17 protein-coding genes and 1 pseudogene are annotated in these 20428 nt (G+C 66.7%); 10 read left to right on the forward strand and 8 right to left on the reverse strand.

From position 1 onward, the window contains the following. Positions 1–178, reverse strand: a pseudogene (locus CKY51_RS09310) (xylose isomerase); the annotation flags it as partial. A gap of 417 nt (positions 179–595) precedes the next feature. On the opposite strand from CKY51_RS09310, the gene ttcA reads away from it, so the two are divergent. Genes ttcA through CKY51_RS09325 form a run of 3 tightly spaced genes read left to right on the forward strand, consistent with a single transcriptional unit; the run spans position 596 to position 3267 of the window. Further along, the gene (gene ttcA / locus CKY51_RS09315) at positions 596–1471 is read left to right on the forward strand and encodes a tRNA 2-thiocytidine(32) synthetase TtcA (protein WP_022974397.1); all 876 of its coding nucleotides are present in this window, start codon (positions 596–598) and stop codon (positions 1469–1471) included. 60 nt (positions 1472–1531) lie between these two features. Beyond that, on the forward strand, positions 1532–2440 hold the full coding sequence (locus CKY51_RS09320; protein ID WP_022974396.1) for a recombination-associated protein RdgC: 909 nt from the start codon (positions 1532–1534) through the stop codon (positions 2438–2440). Between the two features lie 41 nt (positions 2441–2481). Continuing rightward, positions 2482–3267 (forward strand): YgjP family zinc-dependent metalloprotease, encoded by a 786-nt coding sequence (locus CKY51_RS09325; RefSeq protein ID WP_022974395.1) that lies wholly within the window; start codon positions 2482–2484, stop codon positions 3265–3267. 67 nt (positions 3268–3334) lie between these two features. On the opposite strand, the gene CKY51_RS09330 is transcribed toward CKY51_RS09325, so the two are convergent. Together CKY51_RS09330 and hemH are read right to left on the reverse strand one after the other, a co-directional pair. Next, on the reverse strand, positions 3335–4192 hold the full coding sequence (locus tag CKY51_RS09330) for an alpha/beta fold hydrolase (RefSeq protein WP_031340878.1): 858 nt from the start codon (positions 4190–4192) through the stop codon (positions 3335–3337). 2 nt (positions 4193–4194) lie between these two features. Continuing rightward, positions 4195–5151 (reverse strand): ferrochelatase, encoded by a 957-nt coding sequence (gene hemH, locus CKY51_RS09335; RefSeq protein ID WP_022974393.1) that lies wholly within the window; start codon positions 5149–5151, stop codon positions 4195–4197. A 164-nt stretch (positions 5152–5315) separates the two neighbouring features. Here hemH and CKY51_RS09340 point away from each other — a divergent pair, with 164 nt between their 5' ends. The 4 genes from CKY51_RS09340 (at position 5316) to tatC (ending at position 7817) form a co-directional block, all read left to right on the forward strand. Beyond that, a complete protein-coding gene (locus CKY51_RS09340) occupies positions 5316–6212 on the forward strand; it encodes a lipid-binding SYLF domain-containing protein (RefSeq protein ID WP_022974392.1) in 897 nt (298 codons plus the stop codon). A gap of 70 nt (positions 6213–6282) precedes the next feature. Further along, on the forward strand, positions 6283–6510 hold the full coding sequence (tatA, locus tag CKY51_RS09345) for a Sec-independent protein translocase subunit TatA (RefSeq protein WP_022974391.1): 228 nt from the start codon (positions 6283–6285) through the stop codon (positions 6508–6510). 15 nt (positions 6511–6525) lie between these two features. Further along, a complete protein-coding gene (tatB, locus tag CKY51_RS09350) occupies positions 6526–7083 on the forward strand; it encodes a Sec-independent protein translocase protein TatB (RefSeq protein WP_152249141.1) in 558 nt (185 codons plus the stop codon). Beyond that, positions 7080–7817: a twin-arginine translocase subunit TatC gene (gene tatC, locus CKY51_RS09355; protein WP_152249142.1), complete on the forward strand. Its 738-nt coding sequence runs from the start codon at positions 7080–7082 to the stop codon at positions 7815–7817. Before tatB ends, tatC begins: the two co-directional genes overlap by 4 nt. Before the next feature lie 32 nt (positions 7818–7849). On the opposite strand, the gene CKY51_RS22435 is transcribed toward tatC, so the two are convergent. From CKY51_RS22435 to CKY51_RS09375, 4 genes are all read right to left on the reverse strand, one after another. Beyond that, a complete protein-coding gene (locus CKY51_RS22435) occupies positions 7850–8164 on the reverse strand; it encodes a hypothetical protein (RefSeq protein ID WP_155975921.1) in 315 nt (104 codons plus the stop codon). Between the two features lie 311 nt (positions 8165–8475). Then, positions 8476–9372, reverse strand: a complete 897-nt coding sequence (locus CKY51_RS09365) for a BPSS1780 family membrane protein (protein WP_022974386.1) — start codon at positions 9370–9372, stop codon at positions 8476–8478. A gap of 45 nt (positions 9373–9417) precedes the next feature. Further along, positions 9418–10182 carry a glutamine amidotransferase gene (locus CKY51_RS09370; protein WP_022974385.1) on the reverse strand — a complete coding sequence of 255 codons (765 nt, stop codon included), beginning with the start codon at positions 10180–10182 and terminating at the stop codon, positions 9418–9420. A gap of 393 nt (positions 10183–10575) precedes the next feature. Further along, entirely contained in the window at positions 10576–12390 is a 1815-nt protein-coding gene (locus CKY51_RS09375) for a GspE/PulE family protein (RefSeq protein ID WP_022974383.1), read from the reverse strand. Between the two features lie 89 nt (positions 12391–12479). Between CKY51_RS09375 and glyQ the strand changes: the two genes are divergently transcribed. The 3 genes from glyQ (at position 12480) to CKY51_RS09390 (ending at position 17338) form a co-directional block, all read left to right on the forward strand. Continuing rightward, the gene (glyQ, locus tag CKY51_RS09380) at positions 12480–13388 is read left to right on the forward strand and encodes a glycine--tRNA ligase subunit alpha (RefSeq protein ID WP_022974382.1); all 909 of its coding nucleotides are present in this window, start codon (positions 12480–12482) and stop codon (positions 13386–13388) included. Positions 13389–13589: 201 nt separating this feature from the next. Continuing rightward, on the forward strand, positions 13590–15746 hold the full coding sequence (gene glyS / locus CKY51_RS09385; protein WP_022974381.1) for a glycine--tRNA ligase subunit beta: 2157 nt from the start codon (positions 13590–13592) through the stop codon (positions 15744–15746). Continuing rightward, positions 15746–17338 (forward strand): tetratricopeptide repeat-containing sulfotransferase family protein, encoded by a 1593-nt coding sequence (locus CKY51_RS09390; RefSeq protein WP_022974380.1) that lies wholly within the window; start codon positions 15746–15748, stop codon positions 17336–17338. Before glyS ends, CKY51_RS09390 begins: the two co-directional genes overlap by 1 nt. Before the next feature lie 227 nt (positions 17339–17565). Here CKY51_RS09390 and CKY51_RS09395 read toward each other — a convergent pair whose 3' ends face one another. Further along, entirely contained in the window at positions 17566–20259 is a 2694-nt protein-coding gene (locus CKY51_RS09395) for a TonB-dependent receptor domain-containing protein (protein ID WP_211904881.1), read from the reverse strand. Between the last annotated feature and the right edge of the window lie 169 nt (positions 20260–20428).

A 20428-nucleotide genomic window follows, 5' to 3' on the forward strand; every position in this document is an offset into this window, starting at 1 on the left:
AGCTGTGCCAGTACGCCACTGCAAAACGCAGGTGCTCGGCCATCGTCTTCTCGCCGATGCGCTTGTTGGCATCGTAGACCTTGAAGGCCAGCGGGTTGTCCGAGTCGCGGCCTTCGAAGCCGATCTTGCCGATGCCGGGGAAGTATTCCTTGGCGCCGATGAAAACGGTGGTGCTCATGCGAACGGACTCCTGCAGGGTGAGGGAAGGCTCAGGATCTGGTCGTGCCGCGCGATCGGTCAGGCCAGTGCCGCACCGCCCGCCATGCGGCTGTCGTCCCGCCAGTACCCGCATGGCGGCGCCGGTCATGGTAGCGCTACCAAACGAACGTCTTAAAAAAGCCGCGCCGTGGAGCGAAGCCGGGGAACGTACCGATTCCAGATGAACTGTGCATCGACTTTACCCAGCCCGTCGGCGAAAGGCTTGCTGCGCTGCGAAACAGTGGCCGATGGAACCATTCGCCCGACCGCACGCAAGCGGTGTCTCAGCGCAGCACGCACACCGGCATCCAGCCAGCAGCGCTGCCGCGCTCAGGCGTCTTGCCGCTTGCCCTATGCATGCCGGTGCAGGCGGCCAGGGGGCTACAATGGCGGGCTTATGACTGCCGTCCTGCCGCTGCCGCGCCCCCTGGCCGATCCTGTATCGCGCGCGCCGCGTGCGCGCCTGCAGGGCGAGCAGGCGCAACTGGCGCAACGCCTGCGGCGCCAGGTCGGGCAGGCGATCGCCGACTTCCAGATGCTCGAGGCGGGCGACAAGGTGATGGTGTGTCTGTCCGGCGGCAAGGACAGCTATACCTTGCTGGATATGCTGCTGCAGTTGCAGCGCAAGGCGCCGGTGCCGTTCACCTTGCTGGCGGTGAATCTGGACCAGAAGCAGCCAGGCTTTCCGTCCGAGGTGCTGCCCGCCTATCTGCAGGCCTTGGGCGTGCCGTACCAGATCATCGAACAGGACACCTATTCGGTGGTCAGCCGGGTGATCCCGGCCGGCGGCACCCTGTGTTCGCTGTGCTCGCGATTGCGTCGCGGTGCCCTGTATGCCTTCGCCCAGGCCAATGGCGTGACCAAGATCGCCCTGGGCCATCATCGCGACGACCTGGTGACCACGTTCTTCATGAACCTGTTCCACCACGCCCGGCTGGCGGCGATGGCGCCCAAGCTGCGCAGCGACGACGGCCAACACGTGGTGATCCGCCCGCTGGCCTACGTGCGCGAAGCCGATATCGCCGCCTACGCGCAGGCGCGTGCGTTTCCGATCATTCCCTGCGACCTGTGCGGCAGCCAGGACAACCTGCAGCGCCAGCAGATCGCCCGCATGCTGCAGCAGTGGGACCGCGAGTCTCCCGGCCGGGTGGAGCAGATCGCCCGGGCGCTGGGCGATGTGCGGCCCGAGCAGCTGGCCGACCCGCGGCTGTTCGACTTCAGCCTGCCCGACGGCGCGCGCGCTGGTGCCGATGGCGCCGCGCAATCCGATTGATTCACCGCGCGCCAGCCTGGCGCGTGCCCCCTCCACGTTTGTTCTGGTTTGGTCCAACGCATGTTCTTTCGCAATCTCACCTTGTTCCGCTTTCCCACCACCCTGGACTTCTCGGAGATCGAGACCCAGTTGCCGCCGGTCCAGCTCAAGCCGGTCGGCCCGCTGGAAATGAGTTCGCGCGGTTTCATCTCGCCGTTCGGCCGCGACGAGCAGGAGGTGCTGTCGCACCGGCTGGAAGATTTCCTGTGGCTGACCGTCGGCGGCGAGGACAAGATCCTGCCTGGTGCGGTGGTCAACGATCTGCTCGAGCGCAAGGTCGCCGAGATCGAAGAAAAGGAAGGGCGCCGGCCGGGCGGCAAGGCCCGCAAGCGCCTGAAGGACGATCTGATCCATGAATTGCTGCCGCGCGCCTTCGTCAAGAGCTCGCGCCTGGACGCCATCCTGGACCTGCAGCACGGCTATATCGCCGTCAACGCGTCCAGCCGCAAGAGCGGCGAGAACGTGGTGTCGCAGATCCGCGGCGCGCTGGGCAGCTTTCCGGCACTGCCGCTCAATGCCGAAGTCGCTCCGCGCGCCATCCTGACCGGCTGGATCGCCGGCGAGCCCTTGCCCGATGGCTTGAGCCTGGGCGAGGAATGCGAGATGAAGGATCCGATCGAAGGCGGTGCGGTGGTCAAGTGCCAGCACCAGGAACTGCGTGGCGACGAGATCGACAAGCATCTGGAGGCCGGCAAGCAGGTCACCAAGCTGGCGCTGGTGCTGGACGACAATCTGTCCTTCGTGCTCGGCGACGACCTGGTGATCCGCAAGCTCAAGTTCCTCGACGGCGCGCTGGATCAACTCGAGCACAGCGAAGGCGACGGCGAACGGGCCGAGCTGGACGCCCGCTTCGCGTTGATGAGCGGAGAGCTGCGGCGGCTGTTCCTGTTGTTGGAAGGCGCGCTGAAGCTCAGCAAGGCCGAGGCCTGAGCCTTTCACCGGCTGACACATCGCGGCGCTATCCTTTGGGCATGTTCCGTCCCGTCCGCCGCCTGCTCGCGCCTCCCTCGCACATCGTCGAGCGCGATTGCGTGCGGCTGCAGCTGGAGGATCGCCAGGTCGAGGTGCTGCGCGTGCGCGACCCGCGCGCGCGCCGCATCAAGCTCAGCGTGGACGAGCGCGGCGCGCGACTGACCTTGCCGATGCGCGCCAGCCTGGCCGCTGGCGAGCGCTTCCTGCATGCACATTTGCCGTGGTTGAGCACGCAGCTGGCGCGCTACCAGCAGGTCGATGCGCTGCCGGCACTGGAGCGCGGTGCGCCTGGCTTGCTGCCATTGCGTGGTGCGCTGCTGCCGCTGCACTGGCACCAAGCACGCTATGCACGGGTGGAGGTCGACGCCGACGGCGCGCATCTGCATGTGCCGGCGCGCGTGAGCGATGCCGGCCTGCGGCGCACGTTGAAGGAGTTCTACGAGGCGCAGGCACGCGCCGATGTCGGCCGCTGGCTGCCGACCTATCTACCCGGACTGCCACGCGCACCGACGCGGCTGCGCTTCAAGGTGATGTCCTCGCAATGGGGGTCGCTGGCGCCGGACGGCACCGTGGCGCTGGACCTGGCCCTGGTGCTTGGGCGCGCGTCCGCCTTCGAATACGTGCTGGTGCACGAACTCTGCCATCTGCTGCAGGCCAATCACTCGCCGGCCTTCTGGGCCGAGGTGGAGCGACGCTGTCCGCACTGGCGGGACGAGCGCACGTATTTCCACGAGCATGGTCGCCAGTTGAAGGCGCAGCTGCGGCGTCTGTTGCAGGCCGGCTGAGGGCGAGGATTGGCGACGAGCGCTCGCCGTCGCTCCACCGATGCCGGCCTGGGCCGGCACCGCACGCTCAGGTGCGCAGGCTCGCCCAGAACGCGTCGATCACCGCCGCCACTGCGTGTGGCTGTTCCATGTGCACATGGTGGTTGCCCGGCAGCAGATGCAGCTGCGCGCCCGGCACCATGGCCACGCGATGATCGCGCAGCGCGGGCGGGAAGTACGGCTGCCCCGGGGTGGCGAAGATCACCTGGGTCGGGCAGGCGATGCCGGCCAACACCGCATCGATCTGCGCCTCGGTCATGCGGATGGCGGTCGGCAGGGTCAGCCGTGGATCGCTGCACCAGCTATAGCCGCCCTCCACCACACGCACGCCGCGTTCGACCAGCAAGCGCGCCGAGCCCTCGGTGAGCTGGTTGGCCATCATGCGTGCACGGACCGGCATCTCCATCGTCGGGAACACCCGCAACGGACGCTGCGCCAGCGTGCGTGCCGACGCCACCGCCTCGCGCAGCCGCTTGGCGGTGGTGGCGACCGGCTCGGCCAGCGCGCCCAGCGCTTCGATGGCGACCAGCGAGGCGATCCGCTCCGGCGCGGCCGCGGCCAGCAGGCTGGCGATGCCGCCGCCCAGCGAATGCCCCAGCAGGTCGAAGCGCTCCCAGCCCAGGGCGTCGGCGACCAGCAGCAGGTTGCCGAGTGCGCTGGCCAGGGTGTAGTCGGCCCCCACCGGCAGCCAGGCGCTGTGGCCGTGGCCAGGCAGGTCCAGCAAGACCAGGTCCATGTCGGCGGTCTGCAACTGCGCGCTCAGCGGCAGGAAGCTGGCGGCGTTGTCCAGCCATCCATGCAGGGCCAGCACGCGACGCGTTCCGCGTGTGCTGCTGCGCAATCCGCTGAGCGTGCCGATCGGCAACGCGCAGGTGAACGGCTCCAGCCTCACGCGCGACTCGCCACGGCGGCCAGCGCCTGCGCGTGCGCGGGGCTGTCGTTGAGGCAGGGGATGTAGCTGAGGGTGGCGCCGCGCTCTGCCAGCGTCTCGGCAAACCCCAGCGCCACTTCCTCCAGCGTCTCCAGGCAGTCGGTGGCAAAGCCCGGGCAGACCAGGTCGAAGCTGCGGACGCCGCCTTCGGCCAACGCCCACAAGGTGGGCTCGGCATACGGCTGCAACCAGCGCTCGGACCCGAAGCGCGACTGGTAGCCCATCTTCCAGGCCTCGGCCGGCAGCTCCAGCGCCGCGGCGATCGCCTGCGCACTGCGCTCGCATTGCTGCGGATAGGGATCGCCGGCGTTGGCCACCCGCTGCGGCAGGCCGTGGAAGGAGAACATCAGCAGCTCGCTGCGGCCATGCGCCTGCCAATGCGCGCGGATCGAATCGGCCACCGCCGCGACCCAGCCGCGGTCTTCGGCGTAATCGGAAATCAGCGCGACTTCGACCTGCGGCGCGCTGCGCTTCCAGGCGTCGACCACGTCCTGGATCGAGGCCGTGGTGGTGGTGGAATACTGCGGATACAGCGGCAATACCACGATGCGGCGGATGCCACGCCCGCGCAGGGCATCCAGCGCCTTGCGCAGCGCCGGCTCGCCATAGCGCATCGCCCAGGCCACCTGCCAGTCGGGCATGACCTGCTGCAGGCCGTCGGCCAGGCGACGGGTGTAGACCGCCAGCGGCGAGCCTTCCGGCAACCACACCTTGGCGTACTTTGCCGCCGACTTGGGACCGCGGATCGGCAGGATCACCCCGTACAGCAGGGGCTTCCAGAACAACGGCGGGATCGCCACCACGCGGCGGTCGCCGAGGAACTCGGCCAGGTAGCGCCGCACGGCCGGTGCGGTGGGCGATTCGGGCGTGCCCAGGTTGACGACCAACAGGGCGGTATCGGGGGAAGTGTCCATGTGGGCATTCTGGCAGAGGCGGCTGTCGCTGCCGACTACAGCGTGTCGATCGCCGCCATTGCCGGCCTCTTGCCACCCCTGCTGCGCTCACCACCGATTCATTGCGGCGCGACTAACGTCCCGCCAGTGCTTTATTGTTGCCCGATCGTCCCCTGGAGCTTGTCATGCCTCGTCTGCCACGCCTGGCCTTGTTGTTGTCGCTGACCCTCGCCGCCGGGCATGCCGTGGCCGGACCGGAAGAAGACCAGCGTGCGCGCAACGCGGTGCGTGTGCTCAACGAAATCATGAAGATTCCCGAGCAGGCCATTCCCGACAAGCTGCTCGACGAGGCGCGCGCCATCGTGGTGATCCCGGACACGCTCAAGGCCGGCCTGGTGATCGGTGGTCGCCGCGGCCACGGCCTGATGTCGGTGAAGAACGCCGACGGCAGCTGGTCGCAGCCGGTGTTCGTCAAGCTCACCGGCGGCAGCATCGGCTTCCAGGCCGGCGTGCAGTCCTCGGATGTCGTGCTGGTGTTCCGCAACGACCGCAGCCTGGACAACATCGTCAACGGCAAGTTCACCCTGGGCGCCGATGCCGGCGTGGCCGCCGGTCCGGTCGGCCGCAATGCCGCCGCCGCCACCGACGGCCAGCTCAAGGCAGAAATCTGGTCGTGGTCACGCGCGCGCGGCCTGTTCGCCGGCGTGGCGCTGGATGGTGCGGTGCTGCAGATCGACGACGAAGCCGACCTGAATGCGTATGGCAGTGGCAGTACGCCGCGCATGATCTTCGAAAGCCGTACCGGCGAGCGTCCGTCCACCGATGTGGTCGCCTTCCGCGACCGCCTGGAAGAAGTGACCTACGCGGCGCGCAACAACCGCCGCGATGGCGACGAGGCGCCGGCACCGATCGCCGTGCATCCGCCGGTGACACCGGCGCAGCAGGGCGGCAGCACGCCGCCGCCGCCGGCCGAGGCCAGTACCCAGCCGATGCAGTCCGGTGCCCCAGCACCGCAACCGCAAGGCTTCCAACCTGTGTCCGAAGGCGAGATCCGCACCGAATCGCTGGATGGTCACCGCTAGTGCTGTCATCCCCGTGCGCGGTCGCCTGGGGTATCCTGCGTCTTCTTCTCTTTAAGTAAGCGAGCGGATCATGGGCAGTCTCAGCATCTGGCATTGGCTGATCGTGCTGGTGATCGTCTTGGTGGTGTTCGGCACCAAGCGGCTCACCGGCGGTGCCAAGGATCTCGGCAACGCGGTCAAGGAATTCAAGAAAGGCATGCACGACGACGACAAGCCGACCGGCACGCTGGGTGACGACACCCGCACCGCCGAGCAGGCTCGCCAGGCGCAGGCCGAGCGCGACCGCGACGCTCGCTGACCCCGGTCGCGCGTCATGTTCGACATTGGCTTCAGCGAACTGGCGCTGATCGCGGTGGTGGCCCTGGTGGTGCTCGGTCCCGAGCGGCTGCCTAAGGCCGCGCGCTTCGCTGGTCTATGGGTGCGCCGCGCGCGCGCGCAGTGGGACTCGGTCAAGCAGGAATTGGAACGCGAGCTGGAAGCCGAAGAGCTCAAGCGCAGCCTGCAGGACGTGCAGGCCTCGCTGCGCGAGGCCGAAGGCCAGCTGCGCAGTACCCAGCAGCATGTCGAACAGGAAGCGCAGCAGTTGCATGAGGCCGTCAGTCGCGACATCGACATCCGCAGCGCCGCCCAGGCCGATGTGCTGGTGACACCGACCAACCCGGTCGACGCCCCAGTGATCGATCCGCTCGCGGCGCCGGCACCCGCGTCCCAGCCTACGCATCCGCCGAGCCCGCCGCTCGCCCATGGCCCGGCCCTGGTGCCGCCGCCGTCGCAGGCACCGGTGCCCGGCCCGCGGCTCACGCTGGTGCCTGGTCCGGGCCAGCGGCCGTCCGCGGCCAAGCCCGAATCAGACCGGGAGCCGCGTTCGTGAGCCTGTTTGACGATGCACAGGCCGAAAGCAGCCTGATCGAACACCTGGTGGAACTGCGCCTGCGCCTGGTGCGCGCGCTGATCGGCCTGGGCGTGGTGTTGCTGGCGATGCTGCCGTTCGCGCGCTCGATCTATTCGTGGCTGGCGATGCCGCTGATCTCGCGGTTGCCCGCCGGACAGACCATGATCGCGATGAATCCGGCCGGCGGCTTCTTCGCCCCGCTCAAGCTGACCTTCTTTGCCGCGGTGTTCGCCGCCGCGCCGTGGTTGCTCTATCAGGCATGGGCGTTCGTGGCCCCGGGCCTGTACCAGCGCGAGAAGCGGCTGGCGTTGCCGCTGCTGGGCTCGGCGGTGCTGCTGTTCTACATCGGCTGCGCCTTCGCCTATTTCCTGGTGCTGCCGTCGGTATTCCACTTCCTGACCACCTTCAAGCCGGACGTGATCCAGCTCACGCCCGATGCCGGTTCCTACCTGGACTTCGTGCTGGCGATCTTCTTCGCCTTCGGCCTGAGTTTCGAATTGCCGGTGGCGGTGGTGATCCTGGTGCTGCTGGGCTGGGTCACGCCCAAGCAGCTCACCGATGGCCGCGGTTACGCCATCGTCGGCATCTTCGTGATCGCCGCGGTGCTGACCCCGCCGGATATCGTCTCTCAGCTGATGCTGGCCATTCCGATGTGCCTGCTCTACGAGCTCGGCATCATCGCCTCGCGGGCGGTGGCGCCGAAGGCGATTTAGGGACAGTCCAAACGGTCATGTCTTTGACTGCCTCAGAGGGACTGTTTGAGGCCTTCTGCGCGCAGCACCGGCTCGATTGCCGGCGAATCGCTGAAACGTCGACCAAGACGCCGGATTATGCAGTGATGCTTGGCGGCACCGCAGTGGCGGTTGAGATCAAGCAGATCCAAAGTACACGGGGAATTTCCCCAGCAGGCGTCTGGTCGCGAACCATCCGATGGCACGTCCGACAACAGATCGTCGAGGCGCGCGGTCAGGTCCAGGCAGGCGCCAATGCGGGCATGCCGAGTGTGCTGTTGATTCACAACGCGATCGATCCGCTGCAGTCGTTCGGTACCGAACCTCATGACTTTCTCAGCGCCATGTATGGCGCATTGACTGTCCGGATCGACGCCTCAGGGAAGCGGGCGGGCGAGCCTTTCCATGGTCGAGACGCGCGCTTGCGCAAGGACACCAACACTTCTTTCAGTGGAGTCGGCCACTTGCAGAAACATTTTCGCCGCGCGTCCACTGCCGTTCGACGTCATGCCCACCTGTTTCAATGTCGTCCGGGTGGAGATCGACGAGATCGCCTAATCGATGGCGGGTCCTGCGGTGCGCAAAAGAGAGGGCTGCGCACCGGTTATGCCCTCGACCCTTGCCGCCTTGGCGGACAATCTCAAGCCGCAAACACATCCGGGCGCGTGGGCGCGCTCGGTTGGGTACCGCCTTCGTGGGTGAACAGCTGCTTCCACGCGGCGTAGACCGAACCGGCGAATACCGGCATCAGCACCGCCATCAACAGCAGCTGCGCCAGCCACATGGCCACCGTCTGCCCGGCGACCAAGCCGACGATCAACGCCACGATCATCACTGCGAAATAGATCGCGAAGATGGCAATGAAGGCCAGCACGAAGAACACCAGCATCGCCGGCAGGTTGTGCAGGCTGGCGCGCAGGCTCTCGCGCAGCGCATGGCCGCCGGTGCTGCGGTCGAACATCACCTGCGGCGGCATCACGAACAGTGCCAGCGTCAGTGCAGCGAAGGTCGCCACCATCATCAGCAGCCACAGCAGGATGCGACCGGCCGGCAGGCTGGCCGCCAGTTGCTCGATCTGCACCGGATCCGGCTGCGCGCCGGACTGGCTGATCGCGTTGATCTTGAGCATCACTTCCGACAGTTGCTGCAAGCCGCTGGGGCCGATCATCACCAGCAACAGCACGCCCAGCAGCAGCCCGGCGACCAGTTGCGGCAGCAGCGATACCAGCAGATGCGGCGCGCGTCCGTCCTGCAGCCCATGCAGCAGATGCACCGGGCGGGCGGTGCGGCCCTCGTCGACTTCGCGGATCGCCCACAGCAGGCCACCCATGAACAACGGGCCGGCCAGCACCATCAGGAACTGCAGTGCCGGGCCGAGCAGCGGCACCAGCATCGACAGCGACACCACCACGGTGGCGGCCACGGCCCAGATCACCCCCAACGTGCCCAGCGCCACTGGCGCCCGCTTGAGCAGGGAGAATCCCGTCAATAGCCATTCTGCGCCGGCGGAGGCCGGCACCTTGCGAATTTCGCTCATTCCCATTCCGGATCGATACGCACCGGACCATCCGGCTGGGTAGGATTATCGCGCCTTTTGCGTGTGTGCGGCGGGATGATGTGCAACGGCGTGCAGGCCGCGCGCATGTTGCACGAAACGCCGCAACAGCTTGCGCGCCAGCGGGGCAGCACTGACCTCGCGCGCGACCGTGCGGGCGCAGCGGCCGTGGCGGGCCAGGCACTCGGCACGCGCATGCACGTAGCCGCGCATGTGGTGGGTAGCGAACTCCGGGTGGAACTGCACGCCCCAGGTCGCCCGACCCCAGCGGAACGCCTGGCACTGGTCCTGCTGCGAGCGCGCCAGCACGGCGGCGCCGTCGGGCACGCGTACCACTGTCTGCAGATGCGTGGCATGGGCCGGGAACTGTGCGGGCAGGCCGGCGAACAGCGGATCCTGTGCCGCCAGCGGCTGCAGCTCCAGCACGATGGTGCCGGACTCGCGACCGGCCGGGTTGTAGTCCACCGCACCGCCCAGCGCATGCGCCAACAACTGGTGTCCGTAACAGATGCCCAGCAGCGGCGCGCCGCCCGCGGCGGCTTGCTGCAGCCAGGCCGCGCTGCGCTCGCTCCAGTCGGCCCGGTCGGTGACGAAGGCGGCCGAGCCGCTGATGAGGGTGCCGGCGAAGCCGGCGGGATCGGGCAGGGCGCCGCCGTGAGCGACGTCGACCACGACGGCCTCCTGCCGCGTCAGGCCGGCGGCGACGCGAATCCAATCGGCGAAGCGACCGTAGCGTTTCAGCGCCGGCACCGGCTGGCCGGTTTCGAGGATCAGGAACGGCAGGGAACCCATGCAGCACACACACCAGCCACCACGGAAGTCTCGATTGTAGGCAAGCCGGAGCGGCTGTGCGGCCTCAGCCGCCGGCTGGGGCCGGCGAGCTCATGCCTGGTTGGAATCTGTTTATACCGGGTGGCCGCGTGCGCGTTGGTCCGCACAGACGGGACGGGTCGCCGATCACATACCGTCACTCGGCATGCGCGCCGTCGCGATCTGCGGCCGGTCGCCAGCGCTACCGCGTCGCTGCCGGCCGCATTGCGCCGACACCAGTCCCAGCATCGGTACCGCGCCGGCTTCCATCGGCGCCGGCGGCAGTCGCGGCGGAGAGGGGCGATGCGCGTCTGACGACCACGCATCACGACGGTGGTTGCCTGTGGCCGGCCAAGATCCGTCGCGCCGACGCGGCTAGTCGCGTGGCGGCAGTACCGACAGCACTTCCTCGATGGTGGTCAGCCCGGCGGCGACCTTCTCCAGCCCGGTGCGGCGCAGTGTGCGCAGGCCTTCGCCGCGGGCGGCCTGGCTGAAGCTGGCCAGGTCGGTATCGGCGCGGATCAGGCTGCGCAGACGCGGTGTCACCGGCAACAACTCGTAGAGCCCGACCCGGCCCAGATAGCCGGTACGACGGCATTCCAGGCAGCCGACCGGCGCGTGTACGTTCAGTGGAGTCGGCAACGCTTCGCCGGGCTCGCGGATCGCCGCCCAGTCCGCTTCAGCCAGCGTGTGTGGCCGCTTGCAGTGGTTGCACAAGGTGCGCACCAGGCGCTGGGCCAGCACACCGTTGAGGGTGCTGGCGACCAGGTAATGCGGCACGCCCAGATCGAGCAGACGCGTGATCGCCGAGGCGGCGTCGTTGGTGTGCAGCGTGGACAGCACCAGATGGCCGGTCAACGAGGCCTGCACGGCCATCTGCGCGGTTTCCAGGTCGCGGATTTCGCCGATCATGATGATGTCCGGGTCCTGGCGCAGCAGCGTGCGCACGCCGCTGGCGAAATCCAGGTCGATGTTCTGCTGGACCTGCATCTGGTTGAACTCGGGCGCGATCATTTCGATCGGGTCTTCCACGCTGCAGACATTCACGTCCGGCGTGGCCAGCCGCTTGAGAGTGGAATACAGCGTGGTGGTCTTGCCCGAACCGGTCGGACCGGTGACCAGCACGATGCCGTGCGGGCGCTCGACCAGCGCGCTCCAGCCGGCGGCTTCTTCGGGGCTGAAACCCAACTGCTCGATGCTCTTGAACGCCGAATCCGGATCGAAGATGCGCATGACGCATTTCTCGCCGAAGGCGGTGGGCATGGTCGACAAGCGCATCTCGACCTCGCGCCCGCCCGGCGAACGGGTCTTGATGCGTCCGTCCTGCGGGCGCCGCCGCTCTGCCAGGTCCATGCGCCCGAGCACCTTGATGCGGCTGACCACCGCGGTCATCACCGACGGCGGCACTTCCAGCACCTTGTGCAGCACCCCGTCGATGCGGAAGCGCATGCGCCCGGCCTCGCGCCGCGGTTCCAGGTGGATGTCGCTGGCCCGTTGTTCGTAGGCGTACTGCAGCAGCCAGTCGACGATGTGCACGATGTGGTGATCGTCGGCATTGACGTCGCCCGTGCGGCCCAGCTCCACCAGCTGCTCGAAGCTGGGCAGCGTGGTGGTGCCGTCGCCGCCGCGCGCATCGGCACGCGCACCGCGCACCGACTGGGTCACGCCGAAGAACTCCATCGTGTAGCGATGCAGGTCCAGCGGATTGATCAGCGCCAGCTCGATGCGTCGGCGACTCAGATGCTGCAGGTCGGCCAGCCACTCCAGCGCCAGCGGTTCGCTGGTGGCCACCAGCACCCGCTCGGCGTCCACCGCCAGCGGCAGGATGCGGTGGCGGCGCGCATAGGCGTGCGAGACCACGCCGGTGACGGCGGCCACGTCGACCCGGGTGGGATCGATGCGCAGATAGCGCAGCCCGGTGCGCGTGGCCAACCATTCGGTCAGCCGCTCCAGCCCGAGCTCACCGGCCGGTGGCTGGGCGGCATGCAGCTTGAGGTTGGCCAGCAGCACCAGCGGATGCACCTCGCTGGCATTGCGTACGCCAGTGGCGGAGAAGCGCACGCGTTCGTGCTCGTGCGGCACCACCATGCCATCGTCCAGCAGCGCGGCGGCCACCGCATCGAAGCCCAGTCGCCCGCGCGGCAGGCCGGCAGGCGTGGGCTGGGGATCGGCCGTGCGCCGTTGTTCCATCTGCATTGGTCTCCGGCGGCGGTGTCCGGCGGCGAAGCGCCGCGGGTCGGCCGGTATACTAGCGCACCCCTTCCGTACGGCCTTGTTGCATGTCCGATTCCCGGCGCGTTCCGATCACCTTCCAGGGCCTGATCCAGACCCTCAACCAGTACTGGGCCGAACAGGGCTGCGTGCTGATCCAGCCGCTGGACCTGGAAGTGGGCGCCGGCACCTTCCATCCGGCCACCTTCCTGCGCGCGCTGGGACCGGAGCCGTGGAATGCCGCGTACGTGCAGCCCTCGCGCCGTCCAACCGATGGCCGTTACGGCGACAACCCCAATCGCCTGCAGCGCTACTACCAGTACCAGGTAGCGATGAAGCCCAACCCGGACAATATCCAGGAGCTGTACCTGGGCTCGCTCAAGGCGCTGGGCATCGACCCGCTGGTGCACGACCTGCGCTTTGTCGAGGACAACTGGGAATCGCCCACACTCGGCGCCTGGGGCCTGGGCTGGGAAGTCTGGCTCAACGGCATGGAAGTGACTCAGTTCACCTACTTCCAGCAGGCCGGCGGGCTGGAGTGCAAACCGGTGCTGGGCGAGATCACCTACGGGCTGGAGCGGCTGTGCATGTATCTGCAGAGCTGCGACAACGTCTACGACCTGGTCTGGACCTATGGCCCGGACGGTGCGGCCGTGACCTATGGCGATGTGTATCACCAGAACGAGGTGGAACAGAGCGCCTACAACTTCGAGCACGCCAACGTCGCCGAGCTGTTCCATCGCTTCGATGCCTGCGAAGCAGAGGCCAAGCACCTGGTGGAAGTCGACCTGCCGCTGCCGGCCTACGAGCAGGTCACCAAGGCCAGCCACGCGTTCAATCTGCTCGATGCGCGCCGCGCGATCAGCGTCACCGAGCGCCAGCGCTACATCCTGCGGGTGCGCGCGCTGGCGCAGGCGGTGGCACAGGCCTACCACGCGCAGCGCGAGAAGCTCGGCTTTCCTGGCGTCAAACGCTGATGCCGGCGGCTTGCTGATGCAGTTTCCTTCCCCCGCCTGCGGGGGAAGGTGCCCGCAGGGCGGATGGGGGCAGTAGGCCATCCCGCTCGGCACGACCCTCATTCGGCGCTGCGCGCCACCTTCTCCCGCCAGCGGGAGAAGCACATCCTCCAGTCACCTTCGCCCGTTGACGGCAGAAGGAACAAGCAAGGTCCATCTGACATGAGCGAACAACTTCCCCTGCTGATCGAACTGGGCACCGAAGAGCTGCCGGTCAAGGCGCTGCCGGGTCTGGCGCAGGCCCTCTTCGATGGCGTGCTGGCCGGACTGGAAAAGCGCGGCATCGCCGTTGAGCGCGGCGACGCCGTGCCGCTGTCGAGCCCACGCCGGCTGGCGGTGTTGCTGCCGGGCGTGGCCAGCGAGCAACCGGAGCAGCGCTCGGAAGTGTTGGGGCCGTATCTCAACATCGCGCTGGATGCCGACGGCCAACCGACCAAGGCACTGGCCGGCTTTGCCGCCAAGGCCGGCATCGATTGGACCGCGCTTGAGCGCACCAGCGACGCCAAGGGCGAGCGCTTCGTCCATCGCGCAGTGACCCCGGGCGCGCGCACCGCCGCGCTGCTGCCTGAGATCCTGCGCGAGGCGATCGCTGCGATGCCCATCCCCAAGCCGATGCGCTGGGGCGATCACGCCCACGCCTTCGCCCGCCCGGTGCACTGGCTGGTGCTGCTGCACGGCAAGGACGTGGTGGACGCAGAGCTGTTCGGTCTGCGCGCCGACCGCATGAGCCGTGGTCACCGTTTCCTGCACGACAAGACCGTGTGGCTGAGCCAACCGGGCGACTACGTCGAATCGCTGCGCGCGGCCAAGGTGCTGGTGGATCCGCGCCAGCGCCGCGCCCGCATCGTCGCCGAAGTCGAGGCCGCCGCCGCCCGCGCCGGTGGCAGCGCACGCATCACCGACGACAACCTGGAGCAGGTGGTGAACCTGGTCGAATGGCCGTCGGCGGTGCTGTGCAGCTTCGAGCGCGATTTCCTCGCGGTCCCGCAGGAAGCGCTGATCGAGACGATGGAGATCAACCAGAAGTTCTTCCCGGTGCTCGATGCCGGCGGCAAGCTCACCGAGCAGTTCATCGGCATCGCCAACATCGAATCCAGGGACGTCGCCGAAGTGGCCAAGGGCTACGAGCGCGTCATCCGCCCGCGTTTTGCCGATGCCAAGTTCTTCTTCGACGAAGACCTCAAGCAGGGGCTGGACGCGATGGGTGAAGGCCTGCGCACGGTGACCTATCAGGCCAAGCTGGGCACGGTGGCCGACAAGGTCGCGCGCGTGGCGGTGCTGGCCGAAGCGATTGCGCCGCAGGTCGGCGCCGATCTGGTGCAGGCGCGCCGCGCCGCCACGCTGGCCAAGAACGACCTGCAATCGCGCATGGTCAACGAATTCCCCGAACTACAGGGCATCGCCGGACGGCATTACGCCGATGCTGCCGGCGAACCCAGCGAGATCGCCCTGGCGATCGACGAGGCCTACCAGCCGCGCTTTGCCGGCGACGACATCGCGCTGTCGCCGCTGGGCAAGGTGCTGGCGATCGCCGAGCGCTTGGATACGCTGGCGGGCGGATTTGCGGCTGGATTGAAGCCGACCGGCAACAAGGATCCGTTCGCGCTGCGGCGCAATGCGTTGGGGTTGGCGCGGACGGTGATTGAGTCGGGGTTTGATCTGGATCTGCGCGGCCTGATCGATACCGCAATCGGCGGCCTTCCGCAGGCCGTGCAGCCGCACGCAGATCGTAATACCGAAACCCTTGCCCTGGATCTGTTCGACTTCATCCTCGACCGCCTACGCGGCTACTACGCCGAGAAGGGCGTACCGGCCACGCATTTCAATGCGGTCGCTGCGCTGTTCTCGGTGGCGCCCGAGGGTGCTCCTACACCGCCCAGCGTAGGAGCACCCTCGGGCGCGACCCCCGCCTCCCTCTACGACTTCGACCGTCGCATCGAGGCCATCGGCATCTTCGCCCAGCTGCCCGAGGCCGAAGCGCTGGCCGCAGCCAACAAGCGCATCCGCAACATCCTGCGCAAGGCCGAGGGCGACATCCCGGGCGACATCGACACGGCCTTGCTGCGCGAACCGGCCGAAGAAGCCCTGGCCGAAGCGGTGGAAGCAGCGATCGGCGACACCGGTGCCAGCCTGCACCACAAGGACTATGTCGCCGTGCTCGCGCGCCTGGCCCGCCTGCGACCGCAGGTCGACGCCTTCTTCGACGGCGTGATGGTCAACGCCGAGGACGCGCAGTTGCGCGCCAACCGGCTCGCCCTGCTGAAGAAGCTCGGCGAGCGCCTCGGCAGCGTGGCCGCCATCGAGCACCTGTCCAACTGATGGCCAGCTCCGCCGGCGCGGTGCACTGGCAAAACGCCCAGGCCGCGCTGGCGCGCCGCGATATGGCAGCCGCCTCAGCGGCGTTGCAGGCGGTCGTCGCAGTGGAGCCGACGCATGTCTCGGCCCGCGTCCTGCTCGCCGGAACCGTGCTCGCCGAGGGCAGAATGCGCGAGGCAGTGACGCAGCTGCGTTCGGCTGCGCAGCATGTCCCGCACGAGGATGTGGCGATGCGCTGCCGGGTGGCGCAGGCACTGTTGCGTGTCGGCGAGCACCGTGACCTGCACGCACTGCTGCGGCATCCGTCGGTCATGCGGTGCGCGGATGGCGCCACGTTGGCCCTGCTGGCGCATGTGCATCAGTCCCTGGGTGAACACCCCGAAGCGCTGGCGATGATGCAACGTGCCCAGGCATGCGGTTTCGACGGAGCGGACTTTCGCTTCTTCCTTGCGGTGCAGCTGCAGTTCAACGGTCGCCTCGACGAGGCGGCGCAGGCGTTGGACCAGGCGCTGGCGCTGAAGCCGGGATACGGTCGGGCAGCATTGACCCGGGCGCGATTGCGCCGGCAGACAGCGACCGACAATCATGTCGCACAATTGCGCGCGCAGTTGTCGCAGTCGGCTCCGGACAGCGAGGATCGCGCCGGTCTTGCGTTCGCGTTGTACAAGGAGCTGGAGGATCTGGGCCAGGTCGATGCGGCCTGGGATGCCCTCCAGCATGGCAATGCGGTGATGCACGCACGGCTGCGTCACGACGCCGATGCCGAAGCGTCGCTCTATGCGGAACTGGGTGCGCTGGCTGCGCAAGGGATCTTCGCAACCGGCGAAGCTGCCGCCGCACAGGGCCCTCAGCCCATCTTCGTCGTGGGGATGCCGCGCTCCGGCACCACGGTGCTGGAACGAATGCTCGGCAACCATTCGCAGATCGTCTCGGCCGGCGAACTGAATGACTTCGGACATCAGCTGCGCTGGGGTGCCGATCAGGCCGGGAGGAGCTTGCTCGATAGACCCCTGCTGCAGGCGCTTCCAACGCTGGACTACGCGCAGATCGGGCAGCGTTACCTGGAACAGACGCAGTGGCGCGCAGGCGCGGCGCGTTGGTATATCGACAAGCTGCCTGCCAATGCAGTGGCGATCGGGCCAATCGCACGCGCGTTGCCGGGCGCGGTGATCCTGCATCTGGTGCGCGATCCGATGGACGTGTGCTTTTCCAACTACCGCGCGCTGTTCGGCGACTCGTACGCCTACAGCTACGACCTGGGCACGCTTGCCCGGCATTACCAGACCTATCACGCATTGATGGTGCAATGGCGGGCCGCGTTGCCTGGTCGGGTGATCGATGTGGAGTACACACACATGGTGCGCGATCCTGCATCGGTACTGGAGCAGGTGATGGCGCGCTGTGGACTGGCGATCGAGCCGGGGCAGACCGATATTACCCGTAACGCGGCGGCATCGGCCACGCTGAGCACCGTGCAGGTGCGTGAAGGCGTGCATGCACGCAATGTGGAAGAGTGGCGCCGCTATGCAGTGCAGCTGGAGCCGCTGCGACAGGCACTGGTTGGCATGGACCTGGTTCGGCCTGGGCCGATCTAGCGACGCCCGCACGCCGCGGGTCTTGCCGTGAGCCCCGCTCGCCCGCATTGGCGCGGGCAGTCAGTGATATGAGCGCAGTCCGTGATGCTGCTCGGCTACAACACGATCCGCTCGTCGATGATCGCGGCTCGACGGTTGGCCAAGCCGCAGCGCCTGCCCCGTTGTCGGTCCGCAAATCCCAGCGGCAGCCATTGCGGCTGCCGCTGGATCACACGCCGATCAGCTGATCAGTGGGCGGCGCCAAAACGCCAGTTCAGTTCCAGCATGTAGGAACGGCCGTAGCCGGTGTAGTTGAAGATGTTGTAGTACGGGTAGCTGGTGTAGGTGCGGTCGCGCGGCGGACGCTGGTTGGTGAGGTTGTTGACCGTGGCCGTCAGCGAGACGTCGTCGTTGATCGCGTAGTCCAATGTTGCATTGAACGTGGTCCAGGGCCCGACCTTGCCTGCGCCGGCCACCGCATAGCCATCGGTGCTCTGCTGCGCAAGGAAGTTCGGTGTGCGCCCATAGCGTTGACCGAACAATGTGGTTGTCCACGCATCCTTCTGCCACGTCACCGATGCATTGGTGATGCTGCGGAACTCGGAGGAGAAGAACGGCTCGCTGAGCAGGTCGCGCACGGGGTCCTGCGGGAACTGCTGGCTTTCGTGCTTGAGCGTCAGGTTGTATTGCGCATCGAAAACAAACAGGCCCCAATTGGCGGTCGCCAGATTGTAGGTCGCCTTGGTGAGGATGCCGGAGATCTCCTCATTGGAAATATTCACCGGATTGATGCGGATATTGCTCAGGCGATTGGGGACAGGTGCATCGGGCCCGGTACGATCGATGCGTGAGAGCGCATCCACGCAGGTGGGCGAATTGATGTCCAGGTTGCCCAGTCGGCAGGCAGACTCGGTTTGCAGCAGGTTGTCGGTGCTGAGATCGCTGACCTTTTGGTCGATCTTGATGTGATAGTAGTCGCCGTTGACGCTGAAGCGTGCGCTTGGCGACCACACGACACCGTAGCCCCAAGACTTTGCGGTAATCGACTTCAAGTCGCGGTTGCCGGCGCGGCGCCCGGCGATCGTCGTACCAGCATAGGTGCAATCGGCGATCGGCACGTTCGGCTCTTCGACTGCGCAGCGGTAGTAGTCGTTGACGGACTGGAAGAAGCCGCTGTCGCCCGCGAAGCTGAAGGCCATATCCGGCGCCTTGAAGGCGGTCGCGTAATTGCCGCGGAACAGCAGCGAGTCGATCGGGCGGAACTCGAGCGCAGCCTTGTAGGTGAACTTGGAATCGCCGCCGCCGCCCTGATTCTTGTAATCGTCGTAGCGCCCGGACAGGTTGGCCGTCAAGGTGCTCAGGATCGGGATGCGGGTTTCGAAGGCAGCCGCCCAGTTTTTGCGCTTGCCGCTGCCCTGGGTGCCGGTCAGCTGATAGAAGTCGCCGGCAATGACGCGCGGATCGGTCGGATTGGTCCAGTATTGGTTGCCGGCTTGCAGCACGCCAGCGAAGCCGACGGCGCCTGCCGGCAGCTTGAACAGCTCGGTATTGGTCAGCTGCAGGTTGACGTTTTGGGTCCAGGTCCTGGACTTGGTGCGGATTTCATCGTTGAAGCTGCGGTACTGCGCCGGCGTCAATGCGCGATAGAAGTTGGCATCGTTCGGCGAATAGATCGGGTAGCCGTAGTACTCGCCCTGTTGTGGGCCCAGGAACTGTTCGCGGAAGAAGTCCTCGATACGGTCGGCCAGCGGCCATTGCTGGCGGCTTTCGATGCGATATTCCGAACGCGCGTAGTAGGCATCGTAAGTCCAATTGCTGGCGCCCAAGCCGCCTTTCACGCCAAGCGCGATGTTGTACGAATCGGCGGACTGGCGGTCGTTGTTGAAATCCAGGCTACCGGTTTCTTCCGGTGCGAAGATGCGCTGATAGCCTTCCAACTGCTGGGTGTTCTGGTTATAGAACAGACCGCCAGTGTCCGACGAGGTCTGCCAGAAGCGCGGTCCGCTGTTGACCTCCACCTTGGTGCGATTGAGCAGCAGGGTCGAGTAGAGTTGGGCATTGTCGTTGAATGCATAACTCAGGTTGGCATAGCCGCTGGCGCTGCGCTCCTTGTTGAGGATGCTCGCATAGCCGGGTTCGGCGCGACTGCCGCAGAAATTTCCGCGGTTGGCACGATTGTCGTACTGCACCGAGCCGTTGAACAGCGGTCCAAGCGCTGCGCAGTTCGCGGCGCCCGGGTCGATGTAGGTCCTGGGGGTGTTGTGCAGGGCGATCCGCGAGCCATAACGCAGCGTCGGGTCCGGGTTGTCGCTGGTCGAATCGAAATCGCGGCGCTGGAAGCCGTAGATCGGATCCTGGTTATTGAGTTGCAGACCCCAGACGATGTCCAGTCCGCCGAAGGTATTGCCACCGGTGAGCTGGAAGCGCTGGTTGTTGCCGCCACCGCCGTCATAGGTGCCCATGCGGTAATTCATCTGCACGCCATCCATGTGCTTTTTCAGGATGATGTTGACCACGCCCGCAATCGCGCTGGAGCCATAGATCGACGACTGATTGCCAGGCGCGACGTCGATACGCTCGACCATGCCCACTGGCACGCTGGCCAGGTCGACGAAGTTGCTTTGTCCGTTGTAGAGCAGGGGGTAGTCGGCCATCGGCCGGCCATCGATGAGCACCAGGGTGAAGCCTGGGTCCAGACCGAGCAGACTCAGCGACTTGGCGCCGGGCGTGAAGCCATTACTGAACTGGCCATCCTGCACCGAGCCGGTCGCCATTGGCTGCGAGCGCAAGACGTCATAGACGTCCTTAAAGCCACGCCGCTGGATGTCCTGGGAGGTGATCGAGAACACCGGCGTGGCTGTCTCGATCTGGGAACGCGGAATCAACGAACCTGTCACGGTGACCTTGTTCAATTCAGTCACGTCGCCTTGTTCCTGTGCCATCGCAAACGATGGCGCAGCGAGGGCGGTGCAGACGGCAGTGGCCAGCAAACGACGCTTCATAGAGGACCTCTCTCCAAAGGTGTGAAACGCGGCGCCCGGCTAGCGGGGAGGCGGGGCGCAAGGGGTGTCAACGAAACGTTAACAACAGGCCGACTCTAATCCAGGCCCC

The organism is Xanthomonas maliensis (assembly GCF_009192945.1).
GTDB classification, from domain to species: domain Bacteria; phylum Pseudomonadota; class Gammaproteobacteria; order Xanthomonadales; family Xanthomonadaceae; genus Xanthomonas; species Xanthomonas maliensis.

What these genes read in the sequence shown, in the direction of transcription:
- hemH (WP_022974393.1), bottom strand. Translation starts at nt 5,151, where the DNA reads ATGGACACTTCCCCCGATACCGCCCTGTTGGTCGTCAACCTGGGCACG.
- CKY51_RS09340 (WP_022974392.1), top strand. Translation starts at nt 5,316, where the DNA reads ATGCCTCGTCTGCCACGCCTGGCCTTGTTGTTGTCGCTGACCCTCGCC.
- CKY51_RS09390 (WP_022974380.1), top strand. Translation starts at nt 15,746, where the DNA reads ATGGCCAGCTCCGCCGGCGCGGTGCACTGGCAAAACGCCCAGGCCGCG.
- tatA (WP_022974391.1), top strand. Translation starts at nt 6,283, where the DNA reads ATGGGCAGTCTCAGCATCTGGCATTGGCTGATCGTGCTGGTGATCGTC.
- glyS (WP_022974381.1), top strand. Translation starts at nt 13,590, where the DNA reads ATGAGCGAACAACTTCCCCTGCTGATCGAACTGGGCACCGAAGAGCTG.
- glyQ (WP_022974382.1), top strand. Translation starts at nt 12,480, where the DNA reads ATGTCCGATTCCCGGCGCGTTCCGATCACCTTCCAGGGCCTGATCCAG.
- CKY51_RS09365 (WP_022974386.1), bottom strand. Translation starts at nt 9,372, where the DNA reads ATGAGCGAAATTCGCAAGGTGCCGGCCTCCGCCGGCGCAGAATGGCTA.
- CKY51_RS09395 (WP_211904881.1), bottom strand. Translation starts at nt 20,259, where the DNA reads ATGGCACAGGAACAAGGCGACGTGACTGAATTGAACAAGGTCACCGTG.
- CKY51_RS09375 (WP_022974383.1), bottom strand. Translation starts at nt 12,390, where the DNA reads ATGGAACAACGGCGCACGGCCGATCCCCAGCCCACGCCTGCCGGCCTG.
- CKY51_RS09325 (WP_022974395.1), top strand. Translation starts at nt 2,482, where the DNA reads ATGTTCCGTCCCGTCCGCCGCCTGCTCGCGCCTCCCTCGCACATCGTC.
- CKY51_RS09320 (WP_022974396.1), top strand. Translation starts at nt 1,532, where the DNA reads ATGTTCTTTCGCAATCTCACCTTGTTCCGCTTTCCCACCACCCTGGAC.
- tatB (WP_152249141.1), top strand. Translation starts at nt 6,526, where the DNA reads ATGTTCGACATTGGCTTCAGCGAACTGGCGCTGATCGCGGTGGTGGCC.
- CKY51_RS09370 (WP_022974385.1), bottom strand. Translation starts at nt 10,182, where the DNA reads ATGGGTTCCCTGCCGTTCCTGATCCTCGAAACCGGCCAGCCGGTGCCG.
- ttcA (WP_022974397.1), top strand. Translation starts at nt 596, where the DNA reads ATGACTGCCGTCCTGCCGCTGCCGCGCCCCCTGGCCGATCCTGTATCG.
- CKY51_RS22435 (WP_155975921.1), bottom strand. Translation starts at nt 8,164, where the DNA reads ATGAGGTTCGGTACCGAACGACTGCAGCGGATCGATCGCGTTGTGAAT.